At 70.3% G+C, this 17087-nt stretch carries 12 protein-coding genes; 10 read left to right on the forward strand and 2 right to left on the reverse strand.

Going from position 1 to position 17087, the window contains the following annotated elements; translation table 11 throughout:
- The first annotated feature begins 72 nt into the window (after positions 1 to 72).
- The 7 genes from pulA to PZC42_RS04395 all read left to right on the forward strand — a co-directional run bounded on the left by pulA (position 73) and on the right by PZC42_RS04395 (position 13408).
- Positions 73 to 5898, forward strand: a complete 5826-nt coding sequence (pulA, locus tag PZC42_RS04365; protein WP_277208772.1) for a pullulanase-type alpha-1,6-glucosidase — start codon at positions 73 to 75, stop codon at positions 5896 to 5898.
- 258 nt (positions 5899 to 6156) lie between these two features.
- Entirely contained in the window at positions 6157 to 7314 is a 1158-nt protein-coding gene (gene chvE / locus PZC42_RS04370) for a multiple monosaccharide ABC transporter substrate-binding protein (protein WP_277208773.1), read from the forward strand.
- 124 nt (positions 7315 to 7438) lie between these two features.
- On the forward strand, positions 7439 to 8998 hold the full coding sequence (mmsA, locus tag PZC42_RS04375) for a multiple monosaccharide ABC transporter ATP-binding protein (RefSeq protein ID WP_277208775.1): 1560 nt from the start codon (positions 7439 to 7441) through the stop codon (positions 8996 to 8998).
- A complete protein-coding gene (gene mmsB / locus PZC42_RS04380) occupies positions 8995 to 10173 on the forward strand; it encodes a multiple monosaccharide ABC transporter permease (protein ID WP_277208777.1) in 1179 nt (392 codons plus the stop codon). Before mmsA ends, mmsB begins: the two co-directional genes overlap by 4 nt.
- A gap of 69 nt (positions 10174 to 10242) precedes the next feature.
- The gene (locus PZC42_RS04385; RefSeq protein ID WP_438802902.1) at positions 10243 to 11445 is read left to right on the forward strand and encodes an ROK family protein; all 1203 of its coding nucleotides are present in this window, start codon (positions 10243 to 10245) and stop codon (positions 11443 to 11445) included.
- Positions 11442 to 12197: an ATP-binding cassette domain-containing protein gene (locus PZC42_RS04390; RefSeq protein ID WP_277208779.1), complete on the forward strand. Its 756-nt coding sequence runs from the start codon at positions 11442 to 11444 to the stop codon at positions 12195 to 12197. The genes PZC42_RS04385 and PZC42_RS04390 overlap by 4 nt, the downstream gene beginning before the upstream one ends.
- A gap of 89 nt (positions 12198 to 12286) precedes the next feature.
- Positions 12287 to 13408 (forward strand): substrate-binding domain-containing protein, encoded by a 1122-nt coding sequence (locus PZC42_RS04395; protein WP_277208780.1) that lies wholly within the window; start codon positions 12287 to 12289, stop codon positions 13406 to 13408.
- A gap of 59 nt (positions 13409 to 13467) precedes the next feature.
- Here PZC42_RS04395 and PZC42_RS04400 read toward each other — a convergent pair whose 3' ends face one another.
- Complete coding sequence (locus tag PZC42_RS04400) at positions 13468 to 13986, reverse strand: MarR family winged helix-turn-helix transcriptional regulator (RefSeq protein ID WP_277208781.1); 519 nt, start codon at positions 13984 to 13986, stop codon at positions 13468 to 13470.
- 96 nt (positions 13987 to 14082) lie between these two features.
- Here PZC42_RS04400 and PZC42_RS04405 point away from each other — a divergent pair, with 96 nt between their 5' ends.
- On the forward strand, positions 14083 to 14454 hold the full coding sequence (locus PZC42_RS04405) for a VOC family protein (protein ID WP_306573898.1): 372 nt from the start codon (positions 14083 to 14085) through the stop codon (positions 14452 to 14454).
- Positions 14455 to 14478: 24 nt separating this feature from the next.
- On the opposite strand, the gene purU is transcribed toward PZC42_RS04405, so the two are convergent.
- On the reverse strand, positions 14479 to 15381 hold the full coding sequence (gene purU / locus PZC42_RS04410) for a formyltetrahydrofolate deformylase (RefSeq protein WP_438802903.1): 903 nt from the start codon (positions 15379 to 15381) through the stop codon (positions 14479 to 14481).
- A gap of 29 nt (positions 15382 to 15410) precedes the next feature.
- Between purU and PZC42_RS04415 the strand changes: the two genes are divergently transcribed.
- Together PZC42_RS04415 and PZC42_RS04420 are read left to right on the forward strand one after the other, a co-directional pair.
- A complete protein-coding gene (locus tag PZC42_RS04415) occupies positions 15411 to 15992 on the forward strand; it encodes a GNAT family N-acetyltransferase (RefSeq protein WP_277208783.1) in 582 nt (193 codons plus the stop codon).
- On the forward strand, positions 15989 to 17041 hold the full coding sequence (locus PZC42_RS04420) for a LacI family DNA-binding transcriptional regulator (protein ID WP_308199824.1): 1053 nt from the start codon (positions 15989 to 15991) through the stop codon (positions 17039 to 17041). Before PZC42_RS04415 ends, PZC42_RS04420 begins: the two co-directional genes overlap by 4 nt.
- Positions 17042 to 17087 lie beyond the last annotated feature (46 nt).

Below are 17087 nucleotides of genomic sequence, written 5' to 3' on the forward strand. Positions count from 1 at the left end.
TGCAAACTTGCAGCAACGGTACAGTCGCCGTCAGGTCGCGATCCGCGCGCCCGGTCGACGAAGGAGTCTTCCATGGTCCGTGCCTCCCGCCCACCCTTGAGACGCCGCGGCGTCGCGTCGCTGGCGGCGCTCGCGGTCGCGGTGCCCACCCTGGCCCTGGCCTCCGGAGCCACGACGGCGGCCGCCGACGAGGAGCGCATCGTGACGTTCGTCGGCGACCTGCAGACCGAGCTGGGCTGCGACGAGGACTGGGACCCGGCGTGCGACGCCACCGTCCTGACCTCGGTCGGCGATGGAAGGTTCGCTGCCGAGCTCGACCTCCCTGCGGGGTCCTACGAGTACAAGGTCGCCCTCGACGGGGCGTGGGACGAGGCCTACGGACGCGACGGCACCGACGCGAACGCCCCGCTGGTCCTCGGCGGTGACGCACGGCTGCGGGTGACCTACGACGACGCCACCCACCGCGTCGCGCTCACCCCGCTCGACCTGGCGGGGGAGTACGACGACGCCGCGGACGCCACGATCGTCCTGCCGCCCGTGCGGCAGGCCGGCTCGGACGAGCGGTTCTACTTCGTCATGACCGACCGGTTCGCCAACGGTGACCCGGACAACGACACCGGCGGCATCGACGGCGACGCCCTCGACCACGGGTTCGACCCGACGGACAAGGGCTTCTACCACGGCGGCGACCTCGCCGGCCTGCGCGAGCACCTCGACTACGTCGAAGGGCTGGGCACGACGGCGATCTGGCTCACACCGTCGTTCATGAACCGTCCCGTGCAGGGCACCGGTGACGACGTCAGCGCCGGTTACCACGGGTACTGGATCACCGACTTCACGCAGATCGACCCGCACCTGGGGACCAACGCCGAGCTCGAGGCGCTGATCGAGGACGCGCACGCCCGCGGCATCAAGGTCTACTTCGACATCATCACCAACCACACGGCCGACGTCATCGACTACGCCGAGGGCGAGTACTCCTACATCGACCAGGCGACGTCGCCCTACACCGACGCGGCCGGTGAGCCCTTCGACCCGGCCGACTACGCGGGCACCGACGACTTCCCGGAGCTCGACGCCGCCACCTCGTTCCCGTACACGCCCGTCATCGCGCCCGAGGACACCGACCTCAAGGTGCCGGCCTGGCTCAACGACCCCACGCTGTACCACAACCGCGGTGACTCGACCTGGACCGGGGAGTCGGTGACCTTCGGCGACTTCGTCGGGCTCGACGACCTCATGACCGAGCACCCCACGGTGGTGGACGGGTTCGTGGACGTCTACACCGACTGGATCGACCTCGGGATCGACGGCTTCCGGATCGACACCGTCAAGCACGTCAACCCGGAGTTCTGGGAGGTCTGGTCGGCGGAGGTCATGGACTACGCCCACGCACAGGGCAAGGACGACTTCTTCATGTTCGGCGAGGTCTACGACGCCGACGCGCGCCTGCTCTCCCCGTACGTGCGGGACACCGAGATGAGCTCGGTGCTCGACTTCGCGTTCCAGGCGTCCGCCACCAGCTTCGCGAGCGGCAACAGCGCGAAGGGCCTGGCGAACCTCTTCGCGAGCGACGACCGCTACACGACGCCCGAGACCTCGGCCGCCGCGCTGCCGACGTTCCTCGGCAACCACGACATGGGGCGCGTCGGGTACATGCTTGCGAGCACCGACGACCCGCTCGCCCGCACCGAGCTCGCCCACGAGCTGATGTACCTCACCCGCGGCCAGCCCGTCGTCTATTACGGCGACGAGCAGGGGTTCGCCGGCACCGGTGGGGACAAGGACGCCCGCCAGACGCTCTTCGCCACCCAGGTGGACTCCTACGCCGACCAGCCCCTCGTGACCGGGGAGACTGCGGGCAGCGTGGACCGGTACGACACCGACGCGCCGCTGTACACGCACATCGCCGCGCTCGCGGCGCTGCGAGAGGAGCACCCGGCGCTGGCCACCGGGGCGCAGATCGAACGGCACGTCGCCGACGGTGCCGGGATCTATGCCTTCAGCCGCGTCGACCGGGACGAGAAGGTCGAGCACCTCGTCGCGGTCAACAACGCGCCGGCCACCCGCGAGGCGACCTTCACGACGCTCACGCCGGACGCGACGTACAGCGTCCTGCACGGGGACGACGACGGCGCACCGGTCGTGGCCGACGCCTCGGGCGAGGTGACGGTGACCGTGGACGCGACCTCCGCCGTCGTCCTGGTCGCCGATCGGACCGTTGGTGCCGAGACCGACGGCAGCATCGTCGTCGAGGTCCCCGCGCCGGGAGCCGCGCTCGAGGGCACCGCCCCGGTGCGTGCCGCGATCGACGACGCCTGGGCCGAGACGAGCTTCGCCTGGCGGGAGGTCGGCACCACCGACTGGCAGCCGCTCGGCACGGCGGAGGACACCACGCCGCGGCTCTTCCATGACGTGGGCGGGCTCGCCGAGGGCATGCTGGTCGAGTACCGGGCGGTGACCGTCGACGCCGACGGTGACCGCGCCGCCGCCTCGACGTTCGCGTCCGTCGGGGTCGACGTCTCCGGCGAGGTCGGCGAGACCGGCCCGGACCCCGAGATCGACATGGTCACGGTGCCCGGCAGCCACAACAGCGAGATGGGCTGCGCCGGCGACTGGACGCCCGACTGCGAGGGTGCCCGGCTCAGCGTGCGCCCCGACGGCGTCTGGGCGGGCACCTTCGACCTGCCCGCCGGCGACTACGAGTACAAGATCGCGCTCAACGGCTCGTGGGACGTGAACTACGGCGTCGGGGGTGTACAGGGCGGTCCTAACGCGACGTACACGCACGACGGCGGGAAGGTCACCTTCTACTGGGACCCGGTGAGCCGGGACTTCTCCTCCACGGCCCAGGGGCCGATCGTCACGCTGCCCGGCTCCTACCAGGACCAGGTCGGCTGCCCGAACGCCTGGGCGCCGGACTGCCTCGCCACCTGGCTCAAGGACCCGGACGGCGACGGGGTGTACACCTGGTCGACCGACGCCCTCGACGGCGGCGCGTACGAGACGAAGGTGGCCCACGGCCTGAGCTGGGCGGAGAACTACGGCGTCGGCGGCACCCGTGACGGGGCGAACTACTCCTTCAGCGTCGGAGACGGCAAGACGGTGGAGTTCTCCTACGACCTCGCCACCCACGAGCTGACGATCGACGTGGCGAACCCGCCGCTCGACGGGATCGGGCAGCAGGCCGCGCACTGGGTGCGCGAGGCGCTGGTGCTGGCCCCGGAGAACCTCGGCACGGGGGACACCTGGACGCTGTGGACCTCCCCGGCGGGCGGCCTGCAGGTGTCGGACGGCGAGATCACGGGTCCGGACGGCGGCGACCTGCCCGACGGCGCCCTCGCCGTGGAGCTGACGCCCGCCGACGGCGTGCCGGACGATGTGGCCGACGACTTCCCGGCGCTGGCGGGCCACGCCCCGTTCGTGCCGACGTCGGACGACGCACCGCTGGACCGCGAGACCGTAGAGAGGCTGCTCACCGGCCAGCTCCTGGTGGTGCGCACGGACGGTGACGTCGTCACCGCGGCGACGGGGGTGCAGGTCCCGGGCGTGCTCGACGACCTGTACGCCGAGGCGGCGGGCGATCGTACGTTCGGCGCCGTCGTCCATCCCCACCGCAAGTGGGCGTCCTTCGCGCTCTGGGCCCCGACGGCCCAGGACGTCGACCTGCTGGTGTGGCCCGAGGATCGCGACCTGGAGGCCGACCCGGACCGGTTCGACACCGCACGGCAGGCGGACGGTGCCTGGACGATCGACGGCAAGCAGACCGACAAGAAGTACCCGTGGGTCGGCGCCCGGTACCGGTACGCCGTCGAGGTGTACGTCCCCGGAACGGGCCGCGTGCAGGTCAACGAGGTGACGGACCCGTACTCCGTGGGGCTGACGCTCGACTCCACGCACTCCGTCGTCGTGGGGCTCGACGACAAGAGGTGGCAGCCGAAGGTCTGGCGCACCACCCCCCGGCCCGTCGTCGAGCGTCCCGTGGACCAGACGATCTACGAGCTGCACGTGCGGGACTTCTCGATCGCGGACGACACCGTCCCTCAGGAGGTGCGAGGCACCTATCTGGCCTTCGCGGAGAAGGGGTCGGACGGCATGTCCCACCTGCGCGGGCTGGCCGAGGCCGGCCTGACCACGGTGCACCTGCTGCCGACGTTCGACATCGCCACCATCCCCGAGGCGCGCGCCGACCAGGAGACCACCGGTGACCTGTCCGGGTTCGCCCCGGACTCCACCGAGCAGCAGGCCGCGGTGGCGGCCGTGCAGGCGACCGACGGCTTCAACTGGGGCTACGACCCCTACCACTTCACGACGCCGGAGGGCTCGTACGCGGTGGACGCCGACGGCGGCGCCCGGGTCGCGGAGTTCCGCACGATGGTGGGCTCGCTCCACGACGCCGGACTGCAGGTGGTGCTGGACCAGGTGTTCAACCACACGGCGGCCAGCGGCCAGGACGCGAAGAGCGTGCTCGACCGCGTGGTACCGGGCTACTACCACCGGCAGAACCCGACCACGGGGGCGGTGGAGACCAGCACCTGCTGCCAGAACGTCGCCACCGAGCACGCCCTGGCCGAGAAGCTCATGGTGGACTCGGTGGTCACCTGGGCCCGGGACTACAAGGTCGACGGCTTCCGCTTCGACCTCATGGGTCACCACTCCCGGGCGAACATGCTCGCGGTGCGCGAGGCCCTCGACGACCTCACGGTGGCCGAGGATGGCGTGGACGGGTCGGCGGTGTACCTGTACGGCGAGGGCTGGAACTTCGGCGAGGTCGCCGACGGCGCCCTCTTCGAGCAGGCCACCCAGGGCAACCTGGGCGGCACGGGCATCGGGACGTTCTCCGACCGGCTGCGGGACGCCGTGCACGGCGGTTCGCCGGTGGACGGCGCCTCGACCTTCACCCAGGGCTTCGGCACGGGGCTGTTCACGGACCCGAACGGTCGTGAGGCGCGCACGGGCGAACCCGGCACCGTGAACGACGGCGGGGCGGACGAGGAGGCCGACCTCGCCCACCAGACGGACCTCGTGCGTCTGGGCCTGGCCGGCAACCTGCGCGAGTTCACGTTCGTCGCCTCCGACGGCGAGCCCACGCGGGGCGAGGACCTCGACTACCGGGGTTCGCCGGCCGGGTACGCCGATTCCCCGGAGGAGGTCGTCACGTACGTGGACGCCCACGACAACGAGACGCTCTTCGACCTGCTGGCGCTCAAGCTCCCGCAGGTGACGTCGATGGACGACCGGGTGCGGATGAACACCGTGTCGCTGTCGGCGGCGGCGCTCGCCCAGACCCCGTCGTTCTGGCACGCGGGCACGGACCTGCTGCGCTCGAAGTCGCTGGACCGCAACTCCTACGACTCGGGCGACTGGTTCAACGCCATCGACTGGACGGGACAGGACAACGGGTTCGCCCGTGGCCTGCCGATGGCCGCCGACAACTCCGAGAAGTGGCCGCTCATGGCGCCGCTGCTGGCCGACCGGGCACTCAAGCCGGCGCCGGAGCACATCTCCGAGGCCTCCGAACGGGCGCGGGAGCTGCTCGAGCTGCGATCGTCCACCGACCTGTTCCGCCTGGGCTCGGCGGAGCTGATCCATCAGAAGGTCTCGTTCCCGGCGTCCGGACCGGACGCCGCGCCGGGTGTGATCGTGATGTCGGTCGACGACACGGTGGGCGGCACCGACGTCGACCCGGCGCTGGACGGGCTGCTGACGGTGTTCAACGCGTCGCCGGAGCCGGCGACCGTCACGCTGGAGGGTCTGGAAGGCCGCGACTACGTGCTGTCCCCGGTCCAGCGTGACGGGGGTGACGCCGTCGTCCGGGAGACCCGCTGGGAGGTGGGCTCCGGGACGGTGACCGTGCCGGCGCGGACGGTTGCCGTCCTGGTGGAGCCGCAGGTCTGAGGACCGCCCTCTGTCGAGGGGCCGTTGCTTGCGTTCGCGCCACGAACGCAAGCAACGGCCCCTTTGCGGTAAATGTCCAGTCCTGATCCGCAAAATGTCGTGATCAGATCGTGATCCTGACCCGTTGACTTCGAGACTCGAAGCCAGCAATGTTGTCCCCGGCCTTCTTCCCGGAAGGCTGCGGTCCGGCCCCGACGCGGGGCACCGGCGGTGAAAGTCGCTGCCGGCGGACCCTCGACGACGAGAAGGAGCGCGAGGATGCGACTCAGCAAGAAGACGGGCGTGGTCGCCGCGGGTGCGGCGCTGGCGCTCACCCTGACTGCGTGCGCCGGCGGCGGCGCTGGCAGCAGCAACGGCGACACCGACGCAGGCGAGACCACCGAGGGCGGCACCATCGGTGTGGCGATGCCCACCGAGACCTCCGAGCGGTGGATCGCCGACGGCGACGCCGTCCAGAGCGGTCTCGAGGCGGCCGGCTACGAGGTGGACCTGCAGTTCGCGGGCGACGACATCCCGATCCAGACCCAGCAGATCGACGCGATGATCACCGGTGGCGTGGACGCGCTCATCATCGCCGCGATCGACGGCACGGCGCTGACGAGCCAGCTCGACGCCGCCGCCGCCGCGGGCATCCCGGTCATCTCGTATGACCGCCTGATCCGCGACAGCGAGAACGTGGACTTCTACGTCTCGTTCGACAACGAGAAGGTCGGCGTCGCCCAGGCGACCGCCCTGCTCTACGGTCTCGGTCTGACCGACGAGGCCGGCGAGCCCACCGGTGAGGAGGGCCCGTTCAACGTCGAGCTCTTCGCCGGCTCGCTGGACGACAACAACGCGCACTTCTTCTGGAAGGGCGCGATGGAGACGCTCCAGCCGTTCCTGGACGACGGTTCGCTCGTGGTCCCCTCGGAACAGACGGACATCTCCCAGGCGGCTACCCTGCGCTGGCAGCAGGAGACCGCGCAGAAGCGCATGGAGGACCTGCTCACCTCCACCTACTCCGGTGGTGAGGAGCTGCACGGCGTGCTCTCGCCGTACGACGGCCTGTCCCGCGGCATCATCACGGCACTCCAGGGCGCCGGCATGGGGGGCGAGACGATCGAGGACGGCCTCCCCGTCGTCACCGGTCAGGACGCCGAGATCGCGTCGGTCAAGCTGATCCAGGACGGCGTGCAGCAGTCCACGATCTTCAAGGACACGCGCAAGCTCGCCGACCAGGCCGTCATCGCCGCCGAGGCCTACCTCGCGGGCGAGGAGCCCGAGGCGAACGAGACCGAGACGTACGACAACGGCGTGAAGATCGTGCCGTCGTACCTGCTCGAGGTCGACACCGTGTACGCGGACAACATCACCGAGCTGCTGGTCGACAGCGGCTACTGGACGCAGGACGAGATCGACGCCGGACAGGCTGAGTGACTCGCACCTGATCTCCGGGCCCGTCGCCGTCGCCTCCCCCGAGCGACGGCGACGGGCCCGGCCAGGGCTCCGCCACCGGGTCGCCGGTGGCGGACACACCCCAGAAGGAGGGACGAGGGCGCACATGAGCACCATCCTGGAGATGCGCTCCATCACGAAGGAGTTCCCGGGCGTCAAGGCGCTGGCCGGGGTCGACCTCGAGGTCACCGAACGCGAGATCCACGCGATCTGCGGCGAGAACGGAGCGGGCAAGTCGACGCTCATGAAGGTGCTGTCGGGCGTCTACCCGCACGGCACCTACACCGGCGACATCGTCTTCGAGGACGAGACGATGGACTTCGGGTCGATCAACGACTCCGAGGACCGCGGCATCGTCATCATCCACCAGGAGCTCGCCCTGGTGCCCTACCTCTCGGTGGCCGAGAACATCTTCCTCGGCAACGAGACTCGCAACCGGTTCGGGATGATCGACTGGGACAGCGCGAACCACCGTGCCGCCGAGCTGCTCGCGCGAGTGGGGCTGCACGAGAACCCCACGACGCCCGTCGCGCAACTCGGTGTCGGCAAGCAGCAGCTCATCGAGATCGCCAAGGCGCTGTCGAAGAAGGTCAAGCTGCTCATCCTCGACGAGCCCACCGCAGCGCTCAACGACACCGACTCCGCGCACCTGCTGGGCCTGCTCCGCAACCTGCGCGATGAGGGCATCACCTGCATCATCATCTCGCACAAGCTCAACGAGATCGCCGACATCGCCGACCGCACCACGATCATCCGCGACGGCCAGACGATCGAGACGATCGACATGGCCGACCCGTCCTCGACGCAGGACCGGATCATTCGCGGCATGGTGGGGCGCGACCTCGAGAACCGCTACCCCGACCGGACGCCGGACATCGGCGACGAGGTGCTGCGGGTCGAGGACTGGCACGTGGATCACCCCACGCAGGCCGGCCGCAACATCATCACCGGCGCGTCGTTCCACGTCCGCGCCGGAGAGGTCGTCGGGATCGCCGGGCTCATGGGCGCCGGCCGCACGGAGCTCGCGATGAGCATCTTCGGGCGGTCCTACGGACGGAACATCCGCGGCAGGATCTTCAAGAACGGCAAGCAGATCCAGGTGCGGGACGTCGCGGAGGCGATCGGCCACCACCTCGCCTACGCGACCGAGGACCGCAAGCAGTACGGTCTGAACCTCCTCGCCGACATCCGTCACAACGTCTCGTCGGCGGGACTCGGCAAGCTCTCGCCCGGCGGCTGGATCAACGGCAACGAGGAGCTGAAGGTCGCCGAGGAGTACCGCGCCTCCCTCAACATCAAGACGCCCAACGTCCTGGCGAACGTCGGCAAGCTCTCCGGCGGGAACCAGCAGAAGGTCGTGCTGTCCAAGTGGCTGTACACCGACCCGGACGTGCTGATCCTCGACGAACCGACGCGCGGTATCGACGTCGGTGCGAAGTACGAGATCTACACGATCATCAACAAGATGGTCGCGGCGGGGAAGGCGGTCATCGTCATCTCCTCCGAGCTGCCCGAGCTGATGGGCATCTCCGACCGCGTCTACACCCTCGCCTTCGGCCGCATCACCGGTGAGGTCCCCGTCGCGGAGGCCACCCAGGAGCGCCTCATGGAGCTCATGACGCTCGAGCGCGACCAGCCCCTGCCCACGAAGGAAACGAACTCATGAACGTCATCGCCGGAGCCCGGGACCTCGTGACCCGGCACCTGCGCGAGAGCGGGATCTTCTTCGCGTTCGCGTTGATCGTCATCCTGTTCTCCGTGCTCAACCCGAACTTCCTGAGCCCAGGAAACCTGACGAACATCATCCTGCAGTACTCGTACATCCTGATCCTGGCCATCGGCATGCTCATGATCATCGTGGCCGGGCACATCGACCTGTCCGTCGGGTCGGTGGTCGCCCTGACAGGCGCGGTCTCCGCCGTGGTGGTCATCAGGATGGGTATGCCGTGGTACATGGGCGTGATCGCGGCCCTCGTGGTCGGTCTGCTCGTCGGGATGTGGCAGGGCTTCTGGGTCGCCTACGTCGGTATCCCGGGCTTCATCGTCTCTCTCGCGGGCATGCTGCTCTTCCGCGGCATGACCTACCTGGTGCTCGACAACGTCTCGCTCTCGCCGTTCGGCGGCACCTATTACCAGGTCGCCAACGGGTTCTCCAACGGTCTGCTCGGCGGCGAGGGCTTCGACGTCTTCACCGTGCTCATCTTCGCGATCGCCGTGGTCGGCTATGCCGTGAGCCAGTGGCGTTCTCGCCAGGGCAAGATCGCCTACCGGCAGTCCGTCGAGTCGATCCCGATGTTCGCCCTGAAGATCGTCCTCGTCGGCGCGGTCGTCATGTGGTTCGGCTACCAGCTCGCACAGAGCCGTGGCCTGCCGCTGGTGCTGATCATCCTGGCCGTGCTCATCATCGTCTACACGCTGGTGACGCAGAAGTCCGTGTTCGGTCGGCACATCTACGCCGTCGGTGGCAACCGGCACGCGGCTGAGCTGAGCGGCGTGAAGGTCCGGCGGATCAACTTCTGGATCTTCGTCAACATGGGCTTCCTCGCGTCGGTGGCGGGTGTCGTGTACTCCTCGCGCATGAACGCTGCGCAGCCCGCAGCCGGCAACATGTTCGAGCTCGACGCGATCGCCGCCTGCTTCATCGGCGGCGCCTCGACCACCGGCGGCGTGGGCCGCGTGGGCGGTGCCATGATCGGTGGTCTGATCATGGCCGTCATGTCCAACGGCATGCAGCTCATGGGCGTGCCGCAGTCGATCCAGCAGGTGGTCAAGGGCCTCGTGCTCCTGCTCGCCGTGGCGTTCGACATCTGGAACAAGCGCCGGGCTGCTGCCGCGCGCTGATCCACCCGACGGCGGCGGGTGGGCGGTTCGACCGCCTGCCCGCCGCCGTCGTCTTCTACACTCCGGCTCGTGAAGGGACGGCACCCGATGGCGGGATCCCAGTCGTCGCTGCGCGAGGCCAACCGCGCCCGCGTCGTGGACGCGGTGAAGAAGCACGGCGGCCTGACCCAGGTCGAGCTCGCCGGTGCCGCCGGGCTGTCCGCCGCGACGGTCTCGGCGATCGTCAAGGAGCTCGTCGCCGCCGAGATCGCCGAGGTCCGCAGCACGGTCCGGTCCGGGCGCCGGGCCCAGCTGGTCACGCTCGCGCACCGGGTCGGGCTCGTGGCCGGCGTGGTCGTCGGGTACCGGCACCTGCGGGTCGCGCTCGCCGACGTCTCGCACGAGGTGCTGGCCGAGCAGGTCCTCCCGCTCCCGGCCGACCACCGGTCGGACACCAGCCTCGACCGGGTGGCCCTGCTGATCGTCGATCTGGTGGAGCGGGTCGGCGCGGACCTGGACGAGCTGCTCGGCATCGGGCTCGGGGTGCCCGCGCCGGTCGACCCGGCGACCGGGATGGTCAGCGTGCGCGGCGTGCTGCGCGGCTGGGACTCGGTCCAGATCTCGCAGGTGCTGGAGAAGCGGCTCGCGCGCCCCGTCTTCGTGGACAACGACGCCAACCTGGGGGCGCTCGCCGAGTCGACGCTCGGCGCCGGACGCGAGCTGAGGGACCTGCTGTACGTCAACGTCTCCCAGGGCGTCGGTGCGGGCCTGGTCCTGAACGGTCGCGTCCATCGGGGCGCGGACGGCACGGCGGGAGAGATCGGCCACGTGCAGGTGGATCCGGCCGGGCGGATCTGCGCGTGCGGCAGCCGAGGCTGCCTCGAGACGGTGGTCGGGTGCCCGGCCCTGCTCGAGCCCTTGCTGCCCAGCTACGGGAACCTCACGCTGCGCGACGTCGTGCGGCTGGCCAACCAGGAGGACCCAGGGTGCCGGGAGATCGTGGCGGACGCCGGCGCGACCGTCGGAGGCGTCGTCGCCGCACTGGCGACAGGGCTCGGGCCGCAGCGGGTGGTGGTGGGCGGTGACCTGGCCGAGACCGGCGAGGTGTTCCTGGGTCCGCTGCGCGAGGCCCTGCGGCGTCGGACGCTGCTGAGCCAGGCCGGTGGTCCCGACGTGGTGCCGGCCGCGCTAGGGTTGCGTGCCGAGCTCATGGGTGCGATCGCGCTCGCCCTGGCGAGCACCGACCTGTTCGAGCGGCCCGACAGCACCGACGACGAGGGAGCGGGACGATGACGCTGCCGACGGACGGCACGCGCCGGCGCTCGCCCCTGCTCGCCCTGCGAGAGGTCAGCAAGAGCTTCGGTGCCGTCGAGGCGCTGGTGGGCATCGACCTCGAGGTCCATGCCCACGAGGTCGTCGCCCTCGTCGGGGACAACGGTGCGGGCAAGTCGACGCTCGCCAAGATCGTGGCGGGCGTGCTCTCGCCGGACGCGGGACAGGTGGAGCTCGCGGGGAATCCGGTGACGATCTCCTCGCCGGCGGCCGCCAACGAGCTCGGCATCGCCAGCGTGTTCCAGGACCTCGCCGTCTGCGAGAACCTCGACGTCACGGCCAACGTGTTCCTCGGCCAGGAGGTCCGCAACCGGCTCGGCATGCTCGACGACGGCTCCATGGAGGTCGAGACGCGGCGCCTGCTCGAGCGCCTCACGGTCCGGATCCCGTCGGTGCGCACTCCGCTGCGCAACCTCTCCGCAGGCCAGCGGCAGGCGGTCGCCATCGCGCGCACCCTGATCGGCGAGCCGCGGATCGTCGTTCTCGACGAGCCGACGGCAGCCCTGTCGGTGGCGCAGACCGGCGAGGTGCTCACGCACATCGAGCGGCTGCGGGAGCTGGGCCTCGGCGTGATCCTCATCAGCCACAATCTCAACGACGTCCGGGCTGTCGCCGACCGCATCGAGGTGATGCGGCACGGGCGCAACAACGGGTCGTTCGCGGCCTCGGCCAGCCACGAGTCGATCCTGGCCGCGATCACGGGGGCGGCCTGAGTGCTCGCCGGGATCAGGTCGGGCCTTCCGACAAGCTTTCGAGAACCAGTGTCCGCCCGTGGTGCGGCGGACTGAAACGGAGGAACGCGATGAATCGACGACTGGCGGCAGGTGCAGCCGTCGTGGGGGCCGCCGCAGCGCTGGTCCTGTCGGGTTGCGGGGCCGACGACGGCGAGTCCAGCAGGGACGGCGTGATCGGTGTGGCCATGCCGACCGAGTCGTCCGAGCGCTGGATCTCGGACGGCAGGACCCTCGCGGCCGGGCTGGAGGAGGCCGGCTACGACGTCGACCTGCGCTACGCGGGCGACGACACGGCCGGCTTCAAGCAGGCCGAACAGGTGCAGCAGATGATCGATGGAGGGGCAGAGCTGCTGATCATCGCGGCGGTGGACGGCGCGGGGCTAGCGGACCAGCTGGAGGTCGCCGCGGCCCGGAACATCCCGGTCATCGCCTACGACCGGTTGCTCCTCGAGACCGACGGCGTCGACCACTACGTCACGTTCGACAACTACAAGGTCGGTGTCGCCCAGGCCACGTCCCTCCTGCGTGGTCTCGGGGTCGTCAACGCCGGCGGCGAGCCGACCGGTGACGAGGGCCCGTACAACGTGGAGCTCTTCGCGGGCTCGCTGGACGACAACAACGCGCACATCTTCTGGGAGGGCGCGATCGACACGCTCCAGCCGTACCTCGACGACGGCGTCGTCGAGGTGCCGTCGGGGCAGACCGACATCGTCCAGGCCGAGACCTGGCGCTGGTCCAAGGACCTGGCGCAGGACCGGATGGCCAGCCTGGTCGCGCAGTACTACGCGGACGACACCGAGCTCGACGGCGTCCTCTCGCCCTACGACGGGATCTCGCGGGGAATCATCACCGCGCTGGCTCTCGACGGCGAGGGTCCGACGATCCCGGAGGGGATGCCTGTGGTGACGGGCCAGGACGCGGAGGTCGCCTCCGTCAAGCTCATCCGCGAGAAGATGCAGTACGCCACGGTGTTCAAGGACACCCGTGCCCTGGCAGAGCAGGCCGTGGTGGCGGCGCTCGCCTACCTCGAGGGCGGTGAGCCCGAGGTCAACGACACCGACACGTACGACAACGGGGTCAAGGCCGTCCCGACGTTCCTGCTCGACGTGTCGACCGTCTACCGCGGTGACATCGACGAGGTGCTCGTGGAAAGCGGGTACTACTCGGACGACGAGATCGCCGCCGGCTGACAGCCTCGGAGACGACGGCCGTAGGGACCGGCACTCGGCAGGAGCCGTGGTGCCGGCCCCTACGGCCGTCGTGCTGCGCGAGGGCCGGTCGCCGGGCCGATACCGAAGGTGTCGTGCGGGTCGATGTGGGCGAGCATCTTGTCGAGCACGGTGTTCAGGGTGCCGACCTCTGTCGCGTCGAGGTCGTCGTAGACGGTCTCGAGCACGGTGCGGGCGTGCCCGGGGGCACTGGCGACGACCTTCTCCCAGCCCGCCGCCGTGAGCCGGGCGACCGTCGCGCGCTTGTCGTCCGGTGCGGTGGAGCGAGCGACGAGGCCGCGTTCCTCCAGGCGTCTGACCACGTGAGAGAGGCGGGGGAGCGTGGCGTTGGTGCGCTGGGCGAGGGCGCTCATGCGCAGCTCGCGACCGGGTGCCTCGGAGAGCATCGCCAGGGTGAGGTACTCGAAGTGGGTGAGTCCTGCGTCGCGGCGGAGCTGCTGGTCGAGCAGCCCGGGAAGCAGGCCGATGACGGCCTGCAGCCGGAGCCATGAGCGCATCTGCTCGGGATCGAGCCAGCGTGGCGAGTCCGTGGTGCTCATCGGCGCCGCTCCCTCCATGGTTGACGAAACAACTATACCGGGTCGGACTGGTTCGACCCGCAGGCGTTCCTGGACCGCCACCTCACGGAGAGCGCCCTGGGCGGCACGGCCGAGCAGGGCGCGCAGGTCGGGCACGTCCACCTGCAGGTGGGCGACATCCCGACGGCGCAGCAGTTCTCCGTGGACACGCTCGGCTTCGAGGTCACGGCCTCCGTGCAGGGCGCCCTGTTCGTCGCCGCCGGCGGGTACCACCACCACCTGGCCATGAACACCTGGAACAGTGCCGGCGCGGGCCCTCGTGCCGCGAGCCTCGGGCTCGGTCAGGTGGCTCTCTCCGTGCCGAGCCGGGACGAGGTCGACGCCCTGCGCGACCGCTTGCGGCACGCGGGGGTCGACGTCCGTGACGACGGGCAGACCCTTCGCTTCGACGACCCGTGGCGCATGCTCGTCGAGGTGTCCGTCGCCTGACCGGGTGCGGTGGTGGCGCCGGGCTCAGTGGAAGACGACGGTACGGTGGCCGTCGAGCAGCACCCGGTGCTCGGCGTGCCAGCGCACGGCGCGGGCGAGGGTGCGTCGCTCGACGTCCTCGCCGAGGGCGACGAGGTCGGTGACGGCCCGGGAGTGGTCGACGCGCTCGACGTCCTGCTCGATGATCGGTCCTTCGTCGAGGTCGCCCGTGACGTAGTGCGAGGTGGCGCCGATCAGCTTCACTCCTCGCTCGTGCGCCTGCGCGTAGGGGCGGGCGCCCTTGAAGGACGGCAGGAACGAGTGGTGGATGTTGATGACCTGCCCGGACAGGTCGCGGCACAGGTCGTCCGAGAGGATCTGCATGTAGCGCGCCAGGACGACGAGCTCGACGTCGAGCTCCGTGACCAGCTGCCGCAGCCGGTCCTCCGCGGCGGCCTTGGTGTCCCGGTTGACGGGGACGTGGTGGAACGGTTTGCCGTAGAACTCGGCGATGTCCTCCAGGTCGCGGTGGTTGCCGACCACGCCGACCACCTCGATCGGCATCCCCTGGTCACGCTCGCGGTACAGCAGGTCGACGAGGCAGTGGGCCGCTCGGGAGACCATCACGAGCGTGCGCACGGGGCGCCCCACGACGTCCAGGGACCAGGTCATCTCGAAGTTCGCGGCGACGTCGGACATCGCCGCCTCCAGTTCGTCGCGCGAGGCGTGCGACTCGACCTGGACCCGCATGAAGAAGGTTCCTGACCCGGGGTTGCCGAACTGCTGCGACTCGGTGATGTTCCCGTCGTGCTCGGCAAGCACCCCGCTCACGGCGTGCACGATGCCGGGACGGTCCGGGCAGGAGAGTGTCAGCACCCATTCGGTGGGCCGTCCGGGCGGCGTCGCGATGGTCGAAGGTCGTGTCGGCTGCGTGGTCACGCACGCCATTGTCGCCCACCGTCTGCCACGATGGGGTCATGAGCGACACGACGGCCGTCCCCGACGGCGCCGCGGACGGCGCGTCGGCGCCCGACAAGTCCACCCGGATCGCCCTGGTCACCGACGACCATGCGGGCGAGCTGTTGACGTTGCGCCGTGCGGCGTTCGTCTCGGAGGCGCAGCTGTACGACGACCCGAACATCCCTCCGCTGACGCAGACGCTGTCGGAGCTGCGGGAGGACATGGCGCGGGACGACATCGTGACGATCGGCGCGTGGGAGGGGCATCGGCTCGTCGGCTCGATCCGCGTCGAGGTCGAGGGGGCCAAGGCGACCCTGGGCCGGCTGGCGGTCGCCCCCGACCAGCAGGGCCGCGGGCTCGGGACCACGCTGATGTTCGCCCTGCTCAACTACCTGCCCGAGCACGTCACCGAGATCTGGGCGTTCACGGGCAAGGACTCCAAGCACAACCTGGCGCTGTACACCAAGCACGGCTACGAGGCGCAGTACGACGAGGCGGCCGGTCAGCTCACGATGACGTATCTGCGACGGGTGCTGCACGCGGTCGACGCGCAGCCGGTTGAGGGTGCCGCCACCGGTACTCCCGCCGACGAGTCGTGAGCGGTTCGCGTCGGTCGGGGCGTCCGTCGATGGCGGACGTCGCGGCCGTCGCCGGGGTATCGCACCAGACGGTCTCGCGTGTGCTCAACCAGCATGCGAGCGTGCGGGACGAGACCCGGGACCGCGTGCAGGCCGCGATCGAGGAGCTGGGCTACCGGCGGAACAGCGCGGCCCGCGCACTCGCGACGTCGAGGTCGGCGACGCTCGGGGTGGTGACCACGGGGTCGGCGCTCTTCGGTCCGACCAGCACCTTGATCGCCGTCGAGGAGGCTGCTCGAGACCGGGGCTACTTCGTCTCGGTCGCGACGCTGCGCACCTATGACACCGCCGCGATGTACGAGGCGCTCGAGCACTTCATGGCCCAGGGCGTGGACGGCATCGTCGTCATCGCCCCGCACGACGACGTGGCCGCGGCCGTCGAGTCCTTCCGCGCCCCGGTGCCGGTCGTGGTCGTGGCGGCGTTGGCGGGCGCGACCACCGGGGTCCCAGGCGACCCGGCGTCGGCGACGATGTCGGTCGCCGTCGACCAGCGGGCCGGCGCCCGGGCGGCGACCGAGCACCTGCTCGCGCTGGGCCACTCCGACGTGCTGCACGTCGCGGGACCGCAGGACTGGTTCGACGCGCGCGAGCGTGCGGCCGGCTGGCGGGCGGCGCTGGAGGCGCACGGCATCGAGCCGACACGTCCGCGCACCTGCAGCTGGTCGGCGGAGGACGGCTACCGCGCGGGCCGGGACCTGGCCGAGGCCGTGGTGGCGGGGGAGGGTCCCACCGCGGTGCTCGCGGGCAACGACCAGCTTGCCCTGGGCATCCTGCGCGCCCTGTGGGAACGCGGCCTCGGTGTGCCCGACGACGTCTCGGTGGTCGGGTTCGACGACGTGGCGGGTGCGGCGTACTTCGTGCCGCCGCTGACCACGGTCCGGCAGCCGTTCGCCGCCCTCGGCGCCCAGTGCGTCGCGATGGTGCTCGCCTCGCTGGCCGGCGAGGCGGTGGCGGCCGAGCGGATCGAGCCGGAGCTGGTCGTGCGGTCGTCGACCGGGCCGCCGCGCTGAGCGACCGGAGGCGCCCCTCCTCCCAGGTCCGACGGTTGGATTTCTT

It is taken from the genome of Isoptericola croceus, from assembly GCF_029382255.1.
Classification (GTDB): Bacteria; Actinomycetota; Actinomycetes; order Actinomycetales; family Cellulomonadaceae; genus Isoptericola; species Isoptericola croceus.